Raw genomic sequence first — 19,961 nt, forward strand, 5'->3', positions numbered from 1 at the left:
GCTCTTGCTTGGCTCTATGATTTAGTTCTCACCAAGCTGACCCCGTAATACATATCATAAAAAGTAACAAAAAACGGTCTAAACATTCCTGTAGTGTGACCCTGGGTTGGCATAAAAAGGTTTGTTTGTCCAGTATTTCTAAACATAAGCACTGTAAAGTAATGCTAAACATGCCGTCAACTAATATCAGTGGCGCATGTGATGATAAATTACCGACTCAAACCCATTAGGACGCAAGCAAAGCTTTCTCAGGAGAAGCTGGGCGTTCTTGCGGGCCTAGACGAAACCACGGCCAGATCGCGTATATCTCAGTACGAAACCGGCACTTACAGACCTACCTTTGAAATGGTGTGCTCAATTGCTGCCATCCTCGATGTACCAGAGTGCTACTTCTATATTGTTGATGATGATTTTGCCGAAGAGGTTTTGCAGCTTTACAGAAGTAAAAAACGCCAAAAATAAACCTTTCGACCAAAATCAATGGCCAAATGGAAAACCTCCATTTAGTAACAAGTCAGTAACAATAAACTCCCCTCTTTTCCGCATAGAAAACTGTACCTTTCACGGCTTATGTACCGCTTTTATGGCGAACCTTCTCGGCGTGGTGCCGATAAGATCCATTATGTTAAATAGAGGTCATTTCAGCTAAATTATCTCATTTTTGGATTGTGCAATCCAAAATAAAGATCAGTTTGACATGTTTACCTTATAGGTTACACTTCAATCTGTACCGTTTTGATTATCGAGGTGAAGCATGAACCAGACACAAGTATTAAGACCGGCAACGCCGGGTGACGTTCTGCTTTCTCAGTTCTTAGAACCGAACAGAATTAGCCAAACGGCGTTGGCCACCTATACCGGATGGACGAGAAAGCACGTTAATCAGCTCTGTCATGGAAAAGTGGCCATAACAATAGATTCCGCGCTCATCCTTGCAAAAGTCTTTGGTAACAATCCTGATTTTTGGCTGGATTTGCAGAAGAAAGTCGATTTATGGGATGCACTGCATTCAGAAGATCGCCGCAGCAGAATAGATAAGGCGCGCCCTTTTCAATTACTGGCGGCCTAAAAAGGTAAAACCCCGATGCTGATCCGACTTGGCGGGAAGGTCAACAAACGGGGCTTAAAATTCAAAGTTGTGTTCTAAAGCTGGCAGGCTGCAACACAACTATTATTGCCTGACATAGGCTAAGGGTTACAACACCTCTATTATAGCGGTGTTGTGCCTCTTGGCAAGTCTAAGGGGTAGACGTGGCTACATCACAACTGGCGCTTTTTAATCCAGCCGACGAAGCGGAGACTTATCACAATTCCGGGCGGCATGGTTTCTTTTCTGTACTGGCTCAGTGGCCAACGGGTAAACGCCAATCTTCTTACCCATTAAGTGAGATGGCCACCGTTCTTAGCATGGTCGATACCTCACGCGATACATGGATAACCCAAGCTGAATTTATGCGTCCTAACCGGCGTGTAGTAAACCTCTTACGTTTGGGGTTGCTTTTTGTCGATATAGATACCTACAAGATGAGTTGGGCGCAGGGTAGAACACCTGAAGCTTTGGCCGCTGCAATCAACTATTTCTGTCAACAAGAAGGCATACCAGAACCCTCCTTTATGGTCTATTCCGGGCGTGGTATTCAGGCTAAATGGCTACTTGAAGGAACCTTGCCACGTGCCGCGCTACCGCGCTGGAATGCTTGCCAAAAGCATTTAGTATCTAAACTTTCCTCGCTAGGGGCTGATCCCGCAGCTAAAGACGCCAGCCGGGTTTTACGATTGGTTAATACGGTTAACACTAAGAGCGGCAATATTTGCCGTGTAGTAAGCGTTCTAGAACGTGATGGCGCACCAATCCGTTATAACTTCGAGTACCTTGCTGAAATGTTATTGCCGGTGGCTCGCTGGGATATTGAAAAGCAACGCCAGACAAAAGCAGAACAGAAACTTCAATTGCTGCCCGGAGGCCGACAAAGCAACCTCAGAGGTTTTAGCGGTCGTCAGCTTGCATGGGATAGGCTTGAAGATTTGCGCAAGCTGGACGAGCTGCGCGGCGGGTTAGCGGAAGGGGAAAGGATGCGTCATTTATTTTGGCGTATTAATTTTTTGCTGTTGTCCGGGGCGACAAATTCAACGCAGATGTATCACGAAGCGGCCGCACTGGCCACGGAGATCTCCCCTGCATGGTCTTACCGTTCACAAGAGTTAATGACGCTGTACAGCAAAGCAAAGCAGTATGAAGCCGGTGAGAAGGTATCTTTCGGGGGCAAGGAATTTTCACCACTCTACACGCCAAAAAATGACACTCTAATCAACCTGTTTCAAATTACAGATGAAGAGCAACGCCAGCTAAAAACTATCATTTCTAAAAATGAAGCGTTAGAGCGTAGACGCGCACGAGACAGAAAGCGTGACGAGGAACGCCGCAGAGCTGCTGGAGCCGTTGAGCGTGATGTTTACGAAGCTAATTCACTGACTAAACAGAAACCGTGGGAAGTGTTAGGAATGAGCCGCGCTAAATGGTACAGATTGGGCAAACCATCAGGCAGTGAGACAACTCCCTCCCCTATTACTTGTCATGGCCAAATGGCCGCTAAATCAGCCTAGATCTATTGAGACAAGTTACCCCCCTATTACTAATGGCGTAGCCCCTGCCCTGTTACGCTTTGATCCTTTTTCCGATCTTTCAGGATCAATACTTGTGTGGGAAGAGATCACTATCATAGCTTTTATGTTATGCATAACCCTTGAGTTATGATAGCTTATAGGTTATGATTGCCCTAGTGAGTTGATGAGTCTGGGGTCAGTTTGGAGATCGGAAATTTTTGTACGTTAAGCACATTATTTAACCAATTCGGATACGTAAGTGATTGATTTATCGTCAGTGGCTATCGCTTTTAGGTTGTCGCTCTTGCTGTATCGCATTTAGGTTATCCGATTAAGACAAAATCCCCTGAAAACGCTGTATAGCGCGGGAGTACACCCTATTGCTACAGGTAAGCCTGTTCAAAAAACAGGCTTACCGTACAATAATTCTCTATATCCAAACTGACCCCAGTCTGGAGACTATACGATGAGCTATGTTGATATTGCGCAGCGGTGGCGTACACAGAATGTTGAACATGCCCATTCAGGGATTGTGATGATTTGGGATGGTCAGGTTTATGGTTGGAAAAATTGCCTTCGTGATGCACAGCATGAGCGGCCCGGCGTAATTGCCGTTGATGTCGATGAGAACGTTTTTATTGCCGAAGGTGGGAATGATTACGATGGTGCTAAGTGTTGGGTGGCACATTCATAAATAATGGTATACGGAAAAGAGGCCGCTTTGTGTTTGAATTGATTTTTCACCCGGAAGCACAACAGGAAATTTTGGATCTTGATAGTCCAATGCAAGGGAAAGCGTTTGCTGCACTGGATAAACTTGAGGCCCAAGGTAATCAGTTGCGTTATCCACATACGGATATTATTCAAGATGGCCTTTTTGAGTTAAGAGCGGGTAAAAAAGATATTACACGTACCTTTTTTGCTTTCGCTAAAGGGAAAAAGATATATATCTTGCGCACGTTTGTTAAAAAGACACCTAGGACGCCACCGGCAGAGATCCAATTAGCATTAAAGAGACTGGAGGAACTGACAGATGAAAGTTAAAGGTATCCCTTATGCTGAAGTGAAGGCTAAAGCCTTACAGAACCCTGATGTAATGGCCGCTTATCTTGCAGAGAAGAAAGAGGAAGAGTTACAGGAACTTTTGGCTGATCTGCGCCGCAGAGCTGGTATCAATAGTACCCAAGTCGCTGAACGTATGGGGATTACTCAGCCAGCCGTAAGTAAATTAGAAAAAAACGCCAGTAAAGCCAGTGTCACAACACTTGAACGATACGCGGCGGCCTGTGGTGCCAGTATCAAGATTGTTATGGGCTAAGTTTCCCATATAAAAATTGACCTCGCTATTAGCGGGGTTTTTTTTGGTTATCGCATTATCAAAGTATACTATTTTGATTGACGGGTAGGCCATTTTGGCCCATCATTACAAATGAAGGCCGGGCAAGTTGCTACGGTCAATACCGGAGAATACCGATGAAAAACAGCAATTTTGAAGAGGCTAACGAGATTAACAACGCCATCAATGAAATGATTAGTGAACGTCAATCTATCGACGCAGGTCGGAACGACTTCCTACAAGAAACTTGGCTTCTTGTTCGCTTAGGGCATCAGTATAAAGAGGCCGGTAAAGACTGGTATCGCTGGGCTAAAGCTACGGCTATCCGTCTTTGGGAGAGTGGCCACATCGTTAAATGATTCAGGTGGCCCGCTTACGCGGGCCTTTTGAAAGGTTCCCTGTTATGGCTGCAACCATACAGGGAAGTTCACGTTAAACCCGCGAGAGAGTAACCATGAACAATGATATTTTAGCATTGGCCGAGATGATTAAAAAGGCAATAGATAGCCACACCTCCTTTAAGCTTCCTCCCCTATCCGGGAGCGAGTTTAAAGCGGTGATGGAAGCATTACGCGAGCAGAACGCAGGCTTTCAGGCCGTCTAAGCCTATTGCCCCGCTTCGGCGGGGCTTTCAGGAGAGACACTTTGAACAACGTAATTAGAACTGAAACCTTACTCCCTTTTAGTGATGGTTGGACGCCTCCGACAGGTGAAGAAATCAAAGCGGTGTTAAGTCTGGTAGAAGAGCGATCAGGAAATAAGTTTACTGGTGTTGACGCATCAAAATACATAGGTCTACCAAGTGAAACAGGGAGAGGAAAGGGAAGCCGGACATTTAGGCGTTGGTGTAAAGAAGGCGGGATACCTTACGCGGCATGGGCGTTACTTTGTTATAAAGCCGGGTTCGGTGTTATTTGGGAATCAGATGAACAAAGAGGCGAAAATTAATGTTGAAGCGTTGGAATATTATTTTTCTATTCTTATTTTTACCGTTGCAATATGCAATTGCTGATATTCATGGCGAAATAATACGAATTATCGACGGTGATACCGTTGATGTTTTAGTTAATAAAACGCCAATAAGGGTGAGATTAGTTGATATTGATGCCCCTGAAAGCAAGCAACCTTTCGGGCAGAAATCCCGTCAATTTCTGGCTGATATGATCTTTCGTCAACAAGTAACCATCGTTGAAAAGGGAAAGGATCGCTATAACCGCGTGTTAGGTACAGTTTTTAAGGAAGATAACACCAACGTAAATGAATCTCAGGTTAGTAACGGTATGGCGTGGGCCTACAGATACCGTGAACAGGCGACTAATCCAGCCATGCTAGACCTTGAACAGGACGCTAGGCAAAAACGCCTTGGCCTATGGTCTGATCCGCAATCAAGCATTGTAGAGCCTTGGAAATGGCGGCGAGTTAACAATAAATTTCGTGCGCACGAAACCGCAAAATAAATCATTATCTATTGACATCAATAGATGATGATTTATATTTAAGGGGAGGCCACAGTTAGGCCGTTGAGTTTCGGAGGTTAATCCATTGAATGAAAAAACGACTAACGCAGGCCGAATTTGAACATGCCATTTCTAACCTGTCACGCGCACTAAAGCCAGCAAATGTAGAAATTGTGAAAGCAATTTTGGTTGATGGCAGAAAGCAAAATGACATGGTGATTGAAACGGGATTAAGCCGTACAGCAATAGCGGCAATGACGAAGAAAGTTAGAGAAGCGCACAAGTTACATGGCAAACCACCGGCAGGCTGGGAACGTATCGAGCTATGTATACCATCATCAATGGTTCCTATGTTAAGGGCTATGGAAGATGAGGCGCGTAAACAGGCAAACGCTAAGGGTGAAATGAATGAATATCATAACAGTGACGAATCAGAAGGGCGGGGTAGGTAAATCTACAATCGCCGTACATCTTGCTATGGCTCTTCAGGAACGAGGCGACAGAGTGCTTTTTGTTGAACTTGATCCGCAGGGTAACGCCAGTAAGACTTTAGAAAAGGCTGGAGGTGTGGCGGCACTTCAGGCAAGCCAACTTTTTGAAGAACAACAGTTAACTATTACGCCAAATGAAGGCATTACTTTAATCAATGCTGATGCAAAGATGGCCGATATAGAACGCGCCCCGTTAACGGTTATGTCAACCTTTAAAGACCACCTTACCGCGCTGGCGTCTCAGTTTGATCATTGTGTCATTGATACCCCTCCTACCCTTGGTTTGCGTATGTCAGCGGCGCTTATCGTTGCAAATCATGTGTTGTCGCCAATAGAGCTGGAAGAATATTCCATTGATGGTATTACAAAAATGCTGCAAACCATTTTTGGTGTTAAGTCGAAATGGAATCCAGATCTGAACTTCCTAGGCATGTTACCTAATCGCTTTAACTCCCGTTCTGAAGACCAGAAAAAAACATTAATGAATCTGGTAGAGAATTACGCTCATCTGTTAATTAGAGCGCGGATCGGCATTCGTTCATCAATTCCAGAAGCCCTTTCCGAAGGTATTCCGGTATGGCAGTTAAAGAAAACATCTGCACGTGAGGCAGGAAAAGAATTTCAGGAAGCTTTTAAGATCATTTTTGAAAAAATGGGGGTTGCCAAATGAGCGCCAAAAAAGGATTGGATTTAAGCGGGCTGGATAACTTTTCAGCTTTGATGGGAGGCGACCCGGCCCCTACTCAATCAGCGGCTTCAACAGACGTACCTGAAGGTTTTGCAGGAAATCTTATCCGTGTGCCTCTGAAAAAAATTCATAAGGATGCAGATAACGCCAGAAAGACTATCGACCCGCAGGAACTCCGTGAGCTGGCCGATTCAATGAAGTCTGTAAATCCGGCAACTGGAAAACCACGCGGTAACAAAAACCCGGTAAGTCTGAAACCTCATCCAGATATACCGGGGGAATATATTCTTAATGCCGGTGAGCGCCGTTGTGCTGCTGCTGAACTTGCCGAGTTACCTGATGTTTTGGCGTTCATTGATGAGGATGCCGACGAATTTGATAATGCAGTTGATAACATTCAGCGCGTAGCTCTTTCACCAATTGAAACCGCTACGTTTATCCAGCGCCGGATTGAGAAAGGCGATAAAAAAAGCGCCATCGCGGCCCGATTGGGTAAGCCAGCATCGTTTGTATCAGATCATATTATTTTCTTTGATATGGCTGATTGTATCCGCGATATGTACGACAGTGGCCGTGTTGTCTCTATGCAGGCAATGGCCCTGTTACATCGTGCCTATAAAAAACACGCTGAAGAAGTAGAGGCTTTTTGTTCCGAAGCACAAGACGAGCTAACTACTGCTGATGTGCGGGCTTTTTGTGATTCACTCAAAGAGCCGGAATCTAAAGCCGTGAATACGTCAGGCGACAATGAAGAAGGTCAGGAGCTGCCGAGCGATGCCAACGCATGGATAGGAGGGGGTGCCGATAGCGACGAACTGGAGAAGGGCGAAGAGCAACAACCTTTAGTTATTGACGGCGAACCAATCAGCGGCGGCTCATCTTCTGATTTGGAGGATGAAGCCAGTAAAATCATTGCCGCAGATGAGGCAAGCGACAAAATTAAAAAGGCGATTGTTCAGATTAAATATGATGAACGCCCAGCGCGATTACTCACGAACCGCCGAGCTTCTTATGGGTTCGGTTGGATTAAATACGATGATGATGGCAGTGAAGACGAGATTGATTTAAAGGACGTTAGCGTTGTTGCCATTGTTGAAGGTTGAGGCGGGCAATTATGAAAAATCGCATAGTGCTAATCAGCGGCGTTATCGCCGCTTTAGTCCTGATTCTTTTTCTGGCGTATCCCTACCTGAAAAACAGCCAATCATTTTTGGCTGTAGTAGCTATTTGCGTAACGTTTGCTGTATTGGCATTAGCTATACCAGCCAACTTATTTAGTTGGCTGCGAGGAAAGAAGGGTAAGCCCGGATTTATCAAAAGCACTTTTATAGGTATTTTAAGGAGGGGGAAATAATGAATGGAGATCTGGAAAAGTTGGTTGATGAATTGGAATCTTTCGATAGTTCAATCCGTCACCTACCCATTGCAGAACAGCAGCGATTAAGGAAAAACAGACGAGATAGCATGGATAAGAAGGCGAACCAAGCCAAAAAAATTGCAATGATTGGGTTGGTTTTCATGATCCCGGCTGTCGTGTGGTTCGCGTGTACGTGGTACAACAATACCGTCTACGAAAATTCTCTTGCCATCATATTAACAATGACACTTTCCCCCTCAGCTATGTTGCTGGCTGATTTTCTGTTCAAAAAATACAATTGATTTATCTATGGCGTTAAAATTCGCTGTTGATGGGCCGTAACTAGCAAGCGTAGCGAGTCTGTTACGGTTCCATCAATAGCCGACAAGCGAAGCGCGTCAGTTAGCGACTTCAAAGGCTACGTTACAGTCTCCACACATCACATTCAGGTCAGGCTTCCCCCAAATATTTGTTTCGCACATAGAGCAGGTGTATTTAATCCTGTTTGATTTATTCTCATTCTTTATCGTCAACTCGCCATCTTCACCAACTTCAATCCCCATAGCTTCTAAGTCACCCGCGAACTGGTCAGCATTGCCAGATGCAATGGCCTCAAGAAGGCGATCCCTTGCTGGAAATCTATCCATCCATGAAATACGAAAATCATCCTGCATAAGCTTGTTGTATTCATCCATGAACTGGCCACCTTCAATGGCATAGTCGGCCATGCTATCACCTGTTCTGGCACCGCCGGGTTTCCCCGTAGAAGATGGCATTAAACCGATAGACTCCATTTTATCAGCCCACTCTTTATTGTGGTATCCACGGCGTCCGGGTTTACCAAAATGGTATTGCCAGAGATGGGCCATTTCATGGACAAGCGTTTGCATAATTTCTTCTGGCGGGCATACGGCAAAATAGGCGGGGTTCATTGCTATTTCATCCGTCCGGGTTCCATTGGCGTGAACAAACCTTTCGGCAGAGAAATAGCCATATGTTTTCTTTTCCCGCTGGAGAGTGATCAGGCAGGGGGGAAGTGAACCATCAAAAAGTGCGTCATTGAAATGGTCATAAGCAACCTGCAATTCTTCGTAAGTCTGTTGTGTAGGTTTCATTGGCGTATATCGCGCTCTTTGTTATTAGATTGCACAATCCAAATTATAACATCTTTGGATTGCACAATTCAAAACAATAGCCGCAAATCAGCCCCTGGTCCTGTTGAGCCGGTTTTGATTTTGGGCCAAGGCGCAGCCGATGGCGTGAAATAGCCATTCGTGCAAAATTTTCGTGCGTACGAAAAGGATATGGGGGGTTATAGCTAGGGCAGGATTCGCAAAGTGCTGGCGAATGGCACCAGCTTTGCTATAATACCCCCCATCCCCCCATATTGTAAAAGGCCCGCTTATGCCGAGGATCGTTAAGAGAGTTACGCCGGAATTAAAAGAGAAGTGGCAAACCTTTTGTCATGAGCGTGGTGTTAGTGAATCCGATATGTTGGGGCTGTTGCTCGAAAAGGTAACGGCGGGAATAGTGCCTAATGAAGCTAAAGGATTGGAAGAACCACGTTCAGATAAAGTAACGATACGTTTGTCACCGAAAGATATTCACAGCATGACAGAACGCGCTAAGGCTGAAGGGTTTCCCAGCAGAACCACATGGCTTACTAATTTAGTGTTGGCAACCTTGAGCAAAGAACCGGTATTAACTGACGCCGAAGTTAATGCTTTGCGGGGTTCCAATCGTGAGCTGGCCGCGATAGGTAGAAACCTGAACCAGATAGCCAGAGCGTTGAATGTAGAGTTTCGTGATAGCGATAAGCTGAACAAGGAATTAATAGATCGGCTGCTTGAACAGATAGATGGCCATCGAGACAAGGTATCTAATCTTATTGATAGAAACATGAATCGTTGGGGAGGTTAACCATGGCCGTTGAAAGCTTGTCAAAACTCCTTGAGGGTAAAGTAAAGACTAAATCCAACAAAACTACAGACCTGAAAAGTAAGGCTAGTCGCATAGCTAATCGTGCGTCTGAAGTGATGGTTAAGGTGAGTGGCAATGCAAAAGGCCCAGCTCACGTTAAAGCCCATTTAGATTACATCAGCCGAAACGGGAAGCTGGAACTTGAAAATGAACGCGGTGAAATATTGAAGGGAAAGGACGACGTTAAAGCCGTTCATAAGGAATGGACTCAGGATCAAGGTAAGCGACGTGCCAATACGCGCGATACTACTAATGTAGTGCTATCCATGCCGAAAGGAACGGAAGCTAAGGCCGTCAAAGAATCGGCTAGGGCATTTGCAAAAAAACAATTTGGCGAAAACTACCAGTATGTTTTTGCACTTCATGAAGACGTTGATCACCCGCATGTTCATATCAGTATAAAAACCTTGGGTTTCGATGGCAGGCGCTTACATGTGAAAAAAGGCGATCCTCAAATATGGCGTGAAGGTTTTGCTAAAGAACTTCGCGCTAGGGGAGTTGAAGCTGAAGCAACACCACGCGCTACACGTGGCGTAGTTAAAAAAGGTATTGATCAGGCGATTCTTCATATTCGCAAGCGTGGATTAACCCCGGAAGTCGATAAAGCCAAAATCAAAGAGATCGTAGAAGAGTTTAAAGATACGAGGGCCGGAAAGCCTGCAAAAGCGAAACCGTGGGAAAAGAAAATACAGACAAGGCAGCAGGAAGTTAGAAAAGGGTGGCTATCGGCGGCGCAGGAACTTAACCAGAGTTCAGAGCCGGGCGATAAAAAGCTTGCCGCTGATGTTGTGAATTTTGTTAATACCATGCCTCCTATGGCTACGGAACGACATGAAATGGCCAAAGCAGTTAGTCAGAAACTAGCAAGCCAGCAGCCCGGAAAAAAGCAAAATTCAACTGGCAGAGATAGAGATAACGATCAGGAAGAACGATAAATTTCGTGCGCACGAAACCGCACAGGGGAGGGGAGACAGGCGGGCTATTTCCCGCCTGTTTTTTAACGCTCTAAATCAGTATCTTGTTTTAGACCTTTTTTGCTTACTACAACCGTATTAATTTCCTTTATTTTTATTTCCGTATCTGGTTTTTCGTGGGTAAGTCTGGACTGTATCTTTTCCATGAATTTAGCCCGATCTTCTGCGTTGTTAAAACGCTCTGCAAGCTTCTCAGCAAGTTTTAAAGGCAATGCGCTATCATTACCCTCTTTTTGGTCTGTATCGCTTTCTGGTGCGTTTTGAGGGGCTTCCTGCGCCTTTTCTTTCTCATGGCTCAAAAGGTAGGAACTAATAGCTTCAGCGTCTTTTGCTGCCCTCAGTATTTCTTTGGGATCATCCTTTAGAACCTTCACCCAGCTTTTAACGTAAGCGGCGTGTTGTCCGGGGTCATGGCCTATTTGCAATTCATCGCCAATCATCAAAGAGGCTATTTCAGCTCTCAGTTCTTCCTTTGCGTAGGACTCAGAACCAAATCGCCCGGTTAAATCTCTATCCAGACGGCTTTTGTGTCCGGTTGAATGGCCAGCTTCATGCAATGCAGTGGCATAGTAATTATCGGCGCTGGGGAATTGGCTACGTTCCGGGAGGTGTATCGAATCTGTAGAAGGGCGGTAAAATGCGCCATCAGCTTGATCATGCTTGATAGGTACGCTCATGGCCTGCAAGATATTTTCGGCTCGTTCATGGCGTTCCCAATCGGGTTTTGTTGCCTTAACTTCTAATGGCGGTAAGCCTTGAATCTGTTCCGCGTTAAATACCACTGCGGAAAAGACTTTTGGGCGATCAAGTTTCACGGTAATCATTTTTTTCTTACCGTTATCATCCAGTACCGGTTTCCCTTTATCGTCGAGCTTGGGGATTGTGTCGGTAAACTTCCAGTATTGAACCAGCGTACCTTTTTCGCCCTTTTGAACCTGCGCATTCACGCTTTGGGCTTGCTTATACGTCATCCAGCGGGGATCTGTACGCTGTTGCATAGCCAGCCATAGGGCGTTGGCTCCCTTGTAACGAGTACCGCTAACCGGGTTATGCGGCATTCTGCTTGAACCCGGTTCCCATGGTTTTTGCCATGGCGCGGTTCCTTCCTCAAGCTGTTTGATCAGACGATCAGCAATTTCTTCATAGAATGGTTTCTTCTCTTTGTCGTCACCTCTGGCCATCGGTTAACCCTCCTGCTCGTCTTCTATATCAATCGCCTCTCTTGCATCAGTTTCAGATAAGGCGCTTTCTTCAAATGCGCCTAACTCTTCAGCTTCTTGGCGGCTCATCTCAATTTCACGGCCCGGTATATTCAGATCCAGTATTTTATTGTTCATGCCTATTACCCTATAAAAAAGCCCGGAGCTAAAAGCGTCCGGGCCATGGTAGTTAACGATAAATCAGCGTTCCAGTTCGGTATCTTTAACCCGTGGGTTATCGACCGTTTGAACCTCTTTGATTTTCAGTTCTGGCCCTTTTTCGCCACTGGCCACTTTATCCGCTAGTTTGTCACGGACGCGGCTCATAAAGCGTTCTTTGTCGTCAGCGTTCATTGATTGAGATACTTTCTCAGCCAGTTTAACCGCTGTAATTTCGTTTACTAAATCGGGATGTTCTTTAACTATTTCTCGCGCTGGGCGTTCCTGATCACGAATGGCATCAGCTTTAACCTGCCAGCTATTACGGAACGTATTGATAGTTTCCTTTTTGACTACTTTGCCCGTTTCGTCTTTAACATCTTTTTCAACGGTAACAGCTTTGCGGCCAAGGTTTTCTAACTCAACATGATCACCCGGTTGAGCTTCACTCTCGGCCATGGCACGTTGTAAATCAACACCCCATGTTGTGCTTTGCTTACCATCGGCGTTTTCCAGCGTTACATAGTAATTATCTTTGTTGTCTTTCTTATGTTCATAAGGGGCCGCGCCATGCTCTACCAACTTACCGGCCAGCTTGTTAACCTTTTCTTCAGCTTCAACTTTAGCACCCTCATTTTTGCCTTGTGCCGTACTGCTTGACTCAGTGGTGCCGGTTTTGGATGTAGGGGCTTCGGATTGATTTTTTGACGTTGTACCGGAAGGGGCAGAAGGTGACGTTTTCACGTTATCAGCAACTTCACGCGCTTCAACTTCGTTAATGTTGCGCTCACCGGCTACTTTTTTCAGCCGTGCTAAATCCTCTTCTTTTGGCTTGTAGCCATGGGCGGTTAGTCCTCTGGCCGTAGCCTGTAACCATGCTTCACGCCGAAAATCTTCAGTACCTTTTACTTGGATCTCAGTCCAGCCACGTGCTTCAGCAATATCAATCATGGAACCGGCTACTTGGCTATTGCTCAGTTTGGTTTGAAGCTTCGCGCCTTTGTCCACAAAGGCCAGTGAGTCCGGGCGATTTTGGAAATAATATTTACCTTCAACCTCAATATAAGACTTGGCCACTCTATCTGGCACTACAGGTTTATAAGAGCTGTCTTCGAAATAATCCTGATCTTGCGACTGACGTTTAAAAACTGGCTCTTCAGCGTCAGGCTCTACTTGCTTGAACTCTTCGCGTTTACGGCCCTCGCGTTCATCGTCTTCAGCTAACATATCCGCAGTAGAAACACGTGATGATGATAACCATGCTCTTACATCATCATCAGCCGTTTGGGCCTTTTCCTGTTCTATATGTGGCTCGATGCTGTTTTCTACATCATCGTTCTGTTCGGCAGCGGCCACAGGAGTTGGCGCGGCGTTCTGTTCGGCAGCGGCCACAGGAGTTGGCGCGGCGTTCTGTTCGGCAGCGGCTACAGGAACTGGCGCGGCGTTCTGTTCACCGTAATACTGATCCATATACTCCGCATACTCATCCTCTTCAGATTGATACGGCTCTAAATCTATAGAGGAATGATTCACATTAAGGGCAGCGTCCATTTCCCTTTCAAAATTTTCAGTAATCACCGGGCCTGTATTTATTGCCTCATGTTCTTTATCAGCCATTGTTTCAGCCTTATGAGTATGTTCAGTAATGATTCCTTCAACCTGATCGCGAACGGCATCAAGCCCGCGTGATTGGTGAAGGTCGTTAAAGTCAGTTAAACCGCGTTCTTTTTCTTCAGCGGTAAACGCCGGTACGGTGAAAACACCATTTGCGATAGTGGCCGCTTCTTCAGCTTTGGCCATCCCTTTGTTAACGGCATTTTTGCGGTCGTCGTCGCCAAGCACAACATGCAAGCTATCCGGGTATTTATCTTTAAGCTTGTCGGCAACTTTAGGCAGGTTTCCCGCGTCAACGGTCATTACTACCGGGCGATTGGTGGCTTCGCTAATACTGGCCGCCGTTGAGTAACCTTCAGCATAGAGAACCGGCTCGCCGTTTTTCAGTTCACCACCAACAACAAAAAAATTACCGGTTTTCTGGCCGTTCTTCTTCAGCGACTTGAACCCATTGGCGCTGATACGTTGCAGGGTACGAACTTCGCCTTCTTCGTTGACCAGTGGAATAACCACCCGGTTTTTCTTATCAGCCTTAACGCCGGGGAATGCCTTTACACCCTTATTAACCAAATATTCTTGGCTACCGTCAGCAACCGGCATCGCGTTATATACTTGGCCAGATCTCCGGGCGTTGTGCGCATACTGTCGTTGTAAGGCATTCTCTCTATCAATGCGGTTTTGGGCCGCAATAGCACGTAAATGGGCTTGGGCTTCGGCGTCAACTTGCTGGCCAGTCGATACCCATTTAACGGGCTGGTCATGGATTCGGTGATCCTGATACCACCCAGCCGGAACGCCGTCTAAATAGCCCGCATAAACCCCGGTCTTTTCGCCTTTTTTATCGTCAGCCGTTCTGACTCGGTGCTTTTTACCATCCATCACCGGCAGGCCATCCAGTTCAAAGCCTGCTTCAGCTAACGTAGCGCCAAATTCAGCAGCCGGATTATTATCCTGCACTGGATTACCTTTATGCTGATCTGGTAGCCATTTGCTTAACTTGCTCAGGTCTGCACCCGGTTTAGCAAACCAGTGTTTCGCTTCCTCATCGAAGCCTAAAGCGTTTTCGCCGTTCTCTAACTTGCCAGCCGCTTTTTTAGCTTCATTCCTTTCCTCAAAACTGACGATAAGGACGGTGTTCTTAGTTGCTAAGTTTGGTTCATTCATAGTGAATTACTCCTTTAAGCAGCTTCTAAGCCAGAGAAAAATTGATTAACTATGTCGTCCATCGCATCATCGGTAATATCCCCTTTAGGGATTTCAACCTTTGAAAAATCACAACTAAAATCATCAAGATTCAGCTTGTCGATATTTTCAATATCAGCAACGGTAACAGCACGTTCCACAACTTCGGTTTTTGTCTCTTCAGCCTGTTCAACCCGGTTGCTCATAAAGGAAACTTCACCTTTTGGCCTGTTGGCTGGGTCAATAATTGTCACTTCCGGGGAAGGGAATTTAACGCCATCACGGCCATTACCTCTGGCTTCAAAAGTGGGGTCTTTATACCAAGTAATTTTAGAGCATTGGATCGGAGGGCAATCCTCTAACAGAATAATTTCTTTGCTTTTCCCCATCTGTTTAAGTTCTTGAGGCATTAACAGCGCGCGGCCAGTTTCGCTGGTATTTTCTGAACCGCTTGCCCTCCCAATAGTAGAACGGCTGCGGGATCTGGCTTTCACTGTTTTAGTACCAAGAGACTCTGAAACTTCTTTGGCAATTTTAAGATTCTTTGGCGCAAAAACTATTTGTAACGCATGGTTATCAATAAATGTTTCCGCTGCATCATGGCCATAGGTTTCGCGTAACTGCGCGGGGCTTTGGATTATTGGCAGCATTCGCAAGCCATAACCCGCAACATAGCTAATGCCTTTTGACAGAATGTTAACTTTGCCCATGGCCGTGAACTCATCCATTAACATCAATACCTGATATTTAAGGTCGGGATTTTGCTCCGGCAGTTCCCGCGTGTTCAGGTCTATGACTTGCTGGAAAAATAAGTTAATCAGCGGGGCCAAACGTTCTAAATCGTCCGGTGTAATGCCAACATAGATAGACATGCGGCGCTTACGCAGTTCACGCAAATCAAAGTCATTACCACTGGTTACGGCATCGATCACCGGGTTATAGAAAAGTTCTAACGCCGAAGTAAAACCTTTACGGACAGAACCACGTGTTTTATCTGGCGTATCTAAATATTCTTTTAGAGCTAAGTAACATTCATCTGATAAAGGGGTTTCAGATTCTTGTCTGGCTTCGACAATTTCAGCCAGACGTTCATCACCCATGGTTAACTGGCGAAGGGCTTCACCCATTGTTACCGGCAGATCTTCCGTCTCGATGAGGTAAAGCACCATACCTAACCAAAGAGAACGGGCCGATGATTGCCAAATTGGCGCTTCATTCTCAATCTTGGGAAACAACATCTGACCAATTTTCTGAATGTCGTTAATGCGAAAATTGGGATCGTCAGAAATATAAAAGAGTGGGTTCCAGCGGTGCGAACGGTAATCCCTTGGCGCAAGATTTAACAAAAAACAGTCTTGGCCATGACGAGAGCGAAAGCCGGAAGTTATATCCCAGTTTTCCTGTTTTATATCCAGAACTACAACGCTATCACGCCATGAAAGAAGGTTAGGGACTACGATACTAACCCCCTTGCCTGAACGAGTTGGCGCGGCCATCAAAACGTGTTGAGAACCGGAAAATACAAGGTACTGCATGAAAAGGCCCATAAAGCCTTTTTTTACGCCGACGATAATACCATCATCACTGAATAAACCAGCCTCGCGGATCTCACGACTGTTAGCCCAGCGAGCGTTACCATGCAACGGGGTTTTCTTCGGCAGAAGTGGCAGCAAGCAAGGCAACGCGGTAATAATTAAACCGCCAACTAAAGACCCCATCAGCCATAGCTTAGTTTTAGGTATATCACCGTAATAGTACCAATATTGGTATAGCGTCAGGGGAGTAGCATCTTTGGCCTCGTATCCATTACCGGCCATGAATATAGCCCCGCCAATCCAAGCCGCTACCGCCAGAAAGATAAGCGGCAAGCTAATCAGCAGCAGGATTTTAAGCCACCAAAATATTTTGTTTGAACTCTGGCTCATAATAGATCTCCGAAATATATCGACGGCCTTGATGGTTTTGGAATTGAACAATAATGTCGATGCAACTAAACAGAAGCTGTTTAATATCTTCACGTGACATTGTTCCGCCGCTTTGGCTTTCCTTAATGAACAAAACAAGCTGTTCTATGGCCATTCGTGGGTTAGTGCCGTGCATAGACGTTATAGATCCCGGATGGCCACTGTTAACGTTACGCAGGTAATAGAAAGCCTCATCGCCACGTATCAACTCGGCAACAAACACACGATCTGGTTTCATGCGAAGAGAACTTTCTAAAAGGTGCTGCTGGGTCACATCAGCAATACCTTGGCCACCGGCGCTGTAAAACAGAGGCACAACGTTTTTATGTGTTTGGTATAGCTTCAGCTCGTCTACGTTCTCGATGGTGATCAGTCTTTCATCATCGGGTACAAGCTGGAGCAATGAACGCATGAACGTTGTTTTACCTGAACCAGTAGCGCCGGAAACGATAATATTCTGGCGATGTTTAATCGCCAGCGTGAGGAACTCTTTAAAGCGTCTGGCGTTCTTCAGCTCAATAAGTTCTCGCTCAAAGTCACGCAGCCCTACAGCGTCCGTTACGATGTGATCGAATGCACCGTCACGCTCGTAATCATCCAACGTTCTGATCACGTCAGAGGGTTTACGGATAGTCAGGCTGTAACGGTCGCTCAGTGTCGCCGGTGGCCGCACAATCTGGATACGTTCGCCGTAGGGTAATGTTGCGGAAACAATCGGCTTACGCTCGTCAAATGACTGGCCAGAATAAGTGGCCGTAAGCTTTGATATGTCAGCGCAAGCAGCAAAATCTAACTTTGGTACGTTATGAAACTGCCACCCTTTCCGGCCTTCAGTAATTACCTCTCCGGGTTTATTAACCACCACTTCAGTAACCCCGTCTTCGTTTAAAAAGGGCTGGAGTACCCGAAGGTACTCCAAAAGTGATGAACCTTTAGCATTAGTAGGCTGCTTTAAGGTCATACACCCCCCTGAAGTCGAGATCGCGAGCTACAAAGATAGAAATATTGTCACCCTGATTTTTGGTTAACGTTGGCGGTATGTTGATTGAGTTTTCCAGCGCAATGCTCGCTGAATCTCGCGCTGTTTGCGCGGTATCACCAAAGTTGTATTGGTTGCCATTGCTGCCATTGCTGCCATTGTTGGCGCTATTAGCCCCGTAGGTAATGAGGCCATCAACCGTGGTCAACATAATGGCGCTACCGAACCGCTCCCAAAAGTGCGTATCAACGAAGCCATCAAGACCAGAGCGGCCGAGGGCATCAGTACCCGGTGAGTCCAGTTTGACCAACACCCCTTTAGGCGTTTCTATACGAGTCCAGAGAACGAAAATCCGCGCCTGTCCTCTCTTTATGCCGCCTTGATACTGGCCAACAATTTTTGAACCCTTTTCCAGTAGCAAAACTTTCTTGTCTGTACTGTAGACATCATCAGTTAAACGGCAGGCGGTCATTCCGGGAACATCACTACTAATAGCCGTTTCCAGCGCACAATTAAGGAAAGTGCCTTGTGTGATAAAGTAACTTCTGTCTACTAAGAGGCTTGCCCTGCTACCGCTAACCTCAGTACCTTTAAGCCGGTTAGAAAGACTATCAGCGCGGTCAGTTTCAGATAGTGAGCTATTACCCTCCTGTACCTCACCGGCCATTTGAACGGGCTGGCCATTACCTGCTTTTTGTCCGGGCTGTTGAGGTTTAGAAATACTGCCAAACGCCAGAATAGAGCTTGCCCGCTTGCGTTCGTCTGGTGTCTGTTCATGCTTCCCATTGCCACCAGTTCCTGAAGCTGAAGACGGCGGCGGCGGGGCTATTTGCCCTGTATTCAACATCCGATCTTCTTTTGGCGTCTCAGCCTTTGGTGGAGCTGGCGGCGGCGGTAAAGAAGGCGGCGGGCCAAGCCGGTTGGCTACACTGGTGTTACCGGTGAGCTTAGGCGGTTTATCTTCTTCACTACCCTTAAAGCCACCATTCACCGCTATTAACGCCAGAATAACGATAATCCCTATGATTACAGCTACGATTTTCTGACCAATACCGGAGGCTTTACCGGTTTTCCTGTTTTTGGAAATCGAGGGCATACCACGATCAGCATCTTCCTGTTCGATTTCTGTATCTAAGTCGTCGCGGTCTTTAGCCATTACTGCGCCCCTCCCTTAATTACACGCTTAACGCCGGGTGACGTTGTGCCACTGGTATTGATTAATCCATGAGGGTTGAAAGATTCGTTGTAGACGTTGGCAATATATTTGCCGTTGCGTAAAACAAACCTAGGAGCCACTTTTTCAACAATCATGGTATCCGGGTGATCGGAATCCATCGTTGGGTTCAGAAGTGTTTCAGAGCCATCAGCATGTTTAATGTAGATAGCGGGGATCGAGGTATTACCGGAAAACTTGAAGTAGGTAAAACGGCCATCATCATAAGCACGCCAAGGGGAGACTTCACGAGAACCGAATACCCAATAGTTCCAGTTTGTCCAAGCGTTGGGCGCTTTTTCATTCATCCGTTCTTTCAGTCTGCGAGCATCTTCTTCAGCTACACGCCGCGCCGCTTCGTCCTGCGGATAACGGAAATTTACCTGAAAATACATATCGCCGGTTTTCTTACCAGTAGCGGATAAATCAAACGTGTATACGCGCCGGTCAGTTAAAACCGTCATGTTTGTGGTGGCTTGTTCGCCGGTTGGCTTAATGAAGATATGGTTTTCTACTGGCGCAACTTCCCAAGCGTCCGGGTCGCCCATTGCTATGTTGGTGACGTTCTCGCCGGGGGCAAATTGAATATCTGTTGAATAGCCATAATGGCCAATCAATTTAACAACTTGCTCATGGTTGTATGAAATGAACTTGACTCGTTTGTCATAAGCGCCGCCTCTTGGAACTTCAAGCGCAAACGCCGTAGAAGAAAAAATGCCGAGAACGAGAAGAACTGATAAGGTGGTTTTATTAAGCGAAAGCAT

General features: G+C 46.0%; 24 protein-coding genes and 1 pseudogene. 17 read left to right on the top strand and 8 right to left on the bottom strand.

Translation table 11 applies throughout. From position 1 onward, the window contains the following. Positions 1-201 precede the first annotated feature (201 nt). From ACEQFP_RS15925 to ACEQFP_RS15995, 15 genes are all read left to right on the top strand, one after another. Positions 202-462 carry a helix-turn-helix transcriptional regulator gene (locus ACEQFP_RS15925; RefSeq protein ID WP_058661448.1) on the top strand — a complete coding sequence of 87 codons (261 nt, stop codon included), beginning with the start codon at positions 202-204 and terminating at the stop codon, positions 460-462. A 292-nt stretch (positions 463-754) separates the two neighbouring features. Beyond that, on the top strand, positions 755-1,069 hold the full coding sequence (locus ACEQFP_RS15930; RefSeq protein WP_015505594.1) for a HigA family addiction module antitoxin: 315 nt from the start codon (positions 755-757) through the stop codon (positions 1,067-1,069). A gap of 182 nt (positions 1,070-1,251) precedes the next feature. Then, on the top strand, positions 1,252-2,604 hold the full coding sequence (locus ACEQFP_RS15935) for a hypothetical protein (protein ID WP_036983243.1): 1,353 nt from the start codon (positions 1,252-1,254) through the stop codon (positions 2,602-2,604). A 466-nt stretch (positions 2,605-3,070) separates the two neighbouring features. Continuing rightward, complete coding sequence (locus ACEQFP_RS15940; RefSeq protein WP_045358237.1) at positions 3,071-3,298, top strand: hypothetical protein; 228 nt, start codon at positions 3,071-3,073, stop codon at positions 3,296-3,298. Between the two features lie 29 nt (positions 3,299-3,327). Beyond that, a complete protein-coding gene (locus ACEQFP_RS15945; protein ID WP_024211443.1) occupies positions 3,328-3,648 on the top strand; it encodes a type II toxin-antitoxin system RelE/ParE family toxin in 321 nt (106 codons plus the stop codon). Further along, the gene (locus ACEQFP_RS15950; RefSeq protein ID WP_015505619.1) at positions 3,638-3,922 is read left to right on the top strand and encodes a helix-turn-helix domain-containing protein; all 285 of its coding nucleotides are present in this window, start codon (positions 3,638-3,640) and stop codon (positions 3,920-3,922) included. Before ACEQFP_RS15945 ends, ACEQFP_RS15950 begins: the two co-directional genes overlap by 11 nt. 155 nt (positions 3,923-4,077) lie before the next feature. Continuing rightward, positions 4,078-4,299, top strand: a complete 222-nt coding sequence (locus ACEQFP_RS15955; protein ID WP_000798354.1) for a hypothetical protein — start codon at positions 4,078-4,080, stop codon at positions 4,297-4,299. 95 nt (positions 4,300-4,394) lie between these two features. Continuing rightward, positions 4,395-4,544 (top strand): hypothetical protein, encoded by a 150-nt coding sequence (locus ACEQFP_RS15960; RefSeq protein ID WP_001816708.1) that lies wholly within the window; start codon positions 4,395-4,397, stop codon positions 4,542-4,544. 41 nt (positions 4,545-4,585) lie between these two features. Further along, on the top strand, positions 4,586-4,888 hold the full coding sequence (locus ACEQFP_RS15965) for a hypothetical protein (RefSeq protein WP_001066964.1): 303 nt from the start codon (positions 4,586-4,588) through the stop codon (positions 4,886-4,888). Further along, positions 4,888-5,397, top strand: coding sequence for a thermonuclease family protein (locus ACEQFP_RS15970; protein WP_021265630.1), 510 nt, complete (start codon positions 4,888-4,890; stop codon positions 5,395-5,397). Before ACEQFP_RS15965 ends, ACEQFP_RS15970 begins: the two co-directional genes overlap by 1 nt. 89 nt (positions 5,398-5,486) lie before the next feature. Beyond that, positions 5,487-5,849, top strand: a complete 363-nt coding sequence (locus ACEQFP_RS15975; protein ID WP_000746879.1) for a TrfB-related DNA-binding protein — start codon at positions 5,487-5,489, stop codon at positions 5,847-5,849. Beyond that, positions 5,806-6,558 carry a ParA family protein gene (locus ACEQFP_RS15980; protein ID WP_024143642.1) on the top strand — a complete coding sequence of 251 codons (753 nt, stop codon included), beginning with the start codon at positions 5,806-5,808 and terminating at the stop codon, positions 6,556-6,558. Before ACEQFP_RS15975 ends, ACEQFP_RS15980 begins: the two co-directional genes overlap by 44 nt. Further along, positions 6,555-7,679 carry a ParB/RepB/Spo0J family partition protein gene (locus ACEQFP_RS15985; protein ID WP_021265632.1) on the top strand — a complete coding sequence of 375 codons (1,125 nt, stop codon included), beginning with the start codon at positions 6,555-6,557 and terminating at the stop codon, positions 7,677-7,679. Before ACEQFP_RS15980 ends, ACEQFP_RS15985 begins: the two co-directional genes overlap by 4 nt. 11 nt (positions 7,680-7,690) lie before the next feature. Further along, the gene (locus tag ACEQFP_RS15990; protein ID WP_000797250.1) at positions 7,691-7,930 is read left to right on the top strand and encodes a hypothetical protein; all 240 of its coding nucleotides are present in this window, start codon (positions 7,691-7,693) and stop codon (positions 7,928-7,930) included. After that, positions 7,930-8,235 (top strand): hypothetical protein, encoded by a 306-nt coding sequence (locus ACEQFP_RS15995; protein ID WP_021265633.1) that lies wholly within the window; start codon positions 7,930-7,932, stop codon positions 8,233-8,235. Before ACEQFP_RS15990 ends, ACEQFP_RS15995 begins: the two co-directional genes overlap by 1 nt. Positions 8,236-8,331: 96 nt before the next feature. On the opposite strand, the gene ACEQFP_RS16000 is transcribed toward ACEQFP_RS15995, so the two are convergent. Beyond that, the gene (locus ACEQFP_RS16000) at positions 8,332-9,048 is read right to left on the bottom strand and encodes a SprT-like domain-containing protein (RefSeq protein WP_057059798.1); all 717 of its coding nucleotides are present in this window, start codon (positions 9,046-9,048) and stop codon (positions 8,332-8,334) included. A 289-nt stretch (positions 9,049-9,337) separates the two neighbouring features. Here ACEQFP_RS16000 and mobC point away from each other — a divergent pair, with 289 nt between their 5' ends. Next, a complete protein-coding gene (gene mobC, locus ACEQFP_RS16005; RefSeq protein WP_015505610.1) occupies positions 9,338-9,853 on the top strand; it encodes a plasmid mobilization relaxosome protein MobC in 516 nt (171 codons plus the stop codon). 2 nt (positions 9,854-9,855) lie between these two features. After that, positions 9,856-10,848 carry a relaxase/mobilization nuclease domain-containing protein gene (locus tag ACEQFP_RS16010; RefSeq protein WP_000257690.1) on the top strand — a complete coding sequence of 331 codons (993 nt, stop codon included), beginning with the start codon at positions 9,856-9,858 and terminating at the stop codon, positions 10,846-10,848. A gap of 200 nt (positions 10,849-11,048) precedes the next feature. On the opposite strand, the pseudogene ACEQFP_RS16015 reads toward ACEQFP_RS16010, so the two are convergent. From ACEQFP_RS16015 to virB9, 7 genes and pseudogenes are all read right to left on the bottom strand, one after another. Then, positions 11,049-12,068: pseudogene (locus ACEQFP_RS16015) on the bottom strand (ArdC family protein); the annotation flags it as partial. A gap of 3 nt (positions 12,069-12,071) precedes the next feature. Beyond that, positions 12,072-12,224 (bottom strand): hypothetical protein, encoded by a 153-nt coding sequence (locus ACEQFP_RS16020; RefSeq protein WP_036983224.1) that lies wholly within the window; start codon positions 12,222-12,224, stop codon positions 12,072-12,074. Positions 12,225-12,287: 63 nt separating this feature from the next. Beyond that, complete coding sequence (locus ACEQFP_RS16025; protein ID WP_370550212.1) at positions 12,288-15,023, bottom strand: LPD7 domain-containing protein; 2,736 nt, start codon at positions 15,021-15,023, stop codon at positions 12,288-12,290. A gap of 14 nt (positions 15,024-15,037) precedes the next feature. Then, positions 15,038-16,966 (bottom strand): type IV secretory system conjugative DNA transfer family protein, encoded by a 1,929-nt coding sequence (locus ACEQFP_RS16030; RefSeq protein ID WP_080177921.1) that lies wholly within the window; start codon positions 16,964-16,966, stop codon positions 15,038-15,040. Then, positions 16,929-17,966, bottom strand: a complete 1,038-nt coding sequence (gene virB11 / locus ACEQFP_RS16035; protein WP_000172959.1) for a P-type DNA transfer ATPase VirB11 — start codon at positions 17,964-17,966, stop codon at positions 16,929-16,931. The genes ACEQFP_RS16030 and virB11 overlap by 38 nt, the downstream gene beginning before the upstream one ends. Next, positions 17,944-19,140: a type IV secretion system protein VirB10 gene (gene virB10 / locus ACEQFP_RS16040; RefSeq protein WP_265497544.1), complete on the bottom strand. Its 1,197-nt coding sequence runs from the start codon at positions 19,138-19,140 to the stop codon at positions 17,944-17,946. The genes virB11 and virB10 overlap by 23 nt, the downstream gene beginning before the upstream one ends. Continuing rightward, positions 19,140-19,961, bottom strand: a complete 822-nt coding sequence (gene virB9 / locus ACEQFP_RS16045; RefSeq protein ID WP_063407024.1) for a P-type conjugative transfer protein VirB9 — start codon at positions 19,959-19,961, stop codon at positions 19,140-19,142. Before virB9 ends, virB10 begins: the two co-directional genes overlap by 1 nt.

It is taken from the genome of Edwardsiella sp. A.80236 (assembly GCF_044540725.1).
Classification (GTDB): Bacteria; Pseudomonadota; Gammaproteobacteria; order Enterobacterales; family Enterobacteriaceae; genus Edwardsiella; species Edwardsiella tarda.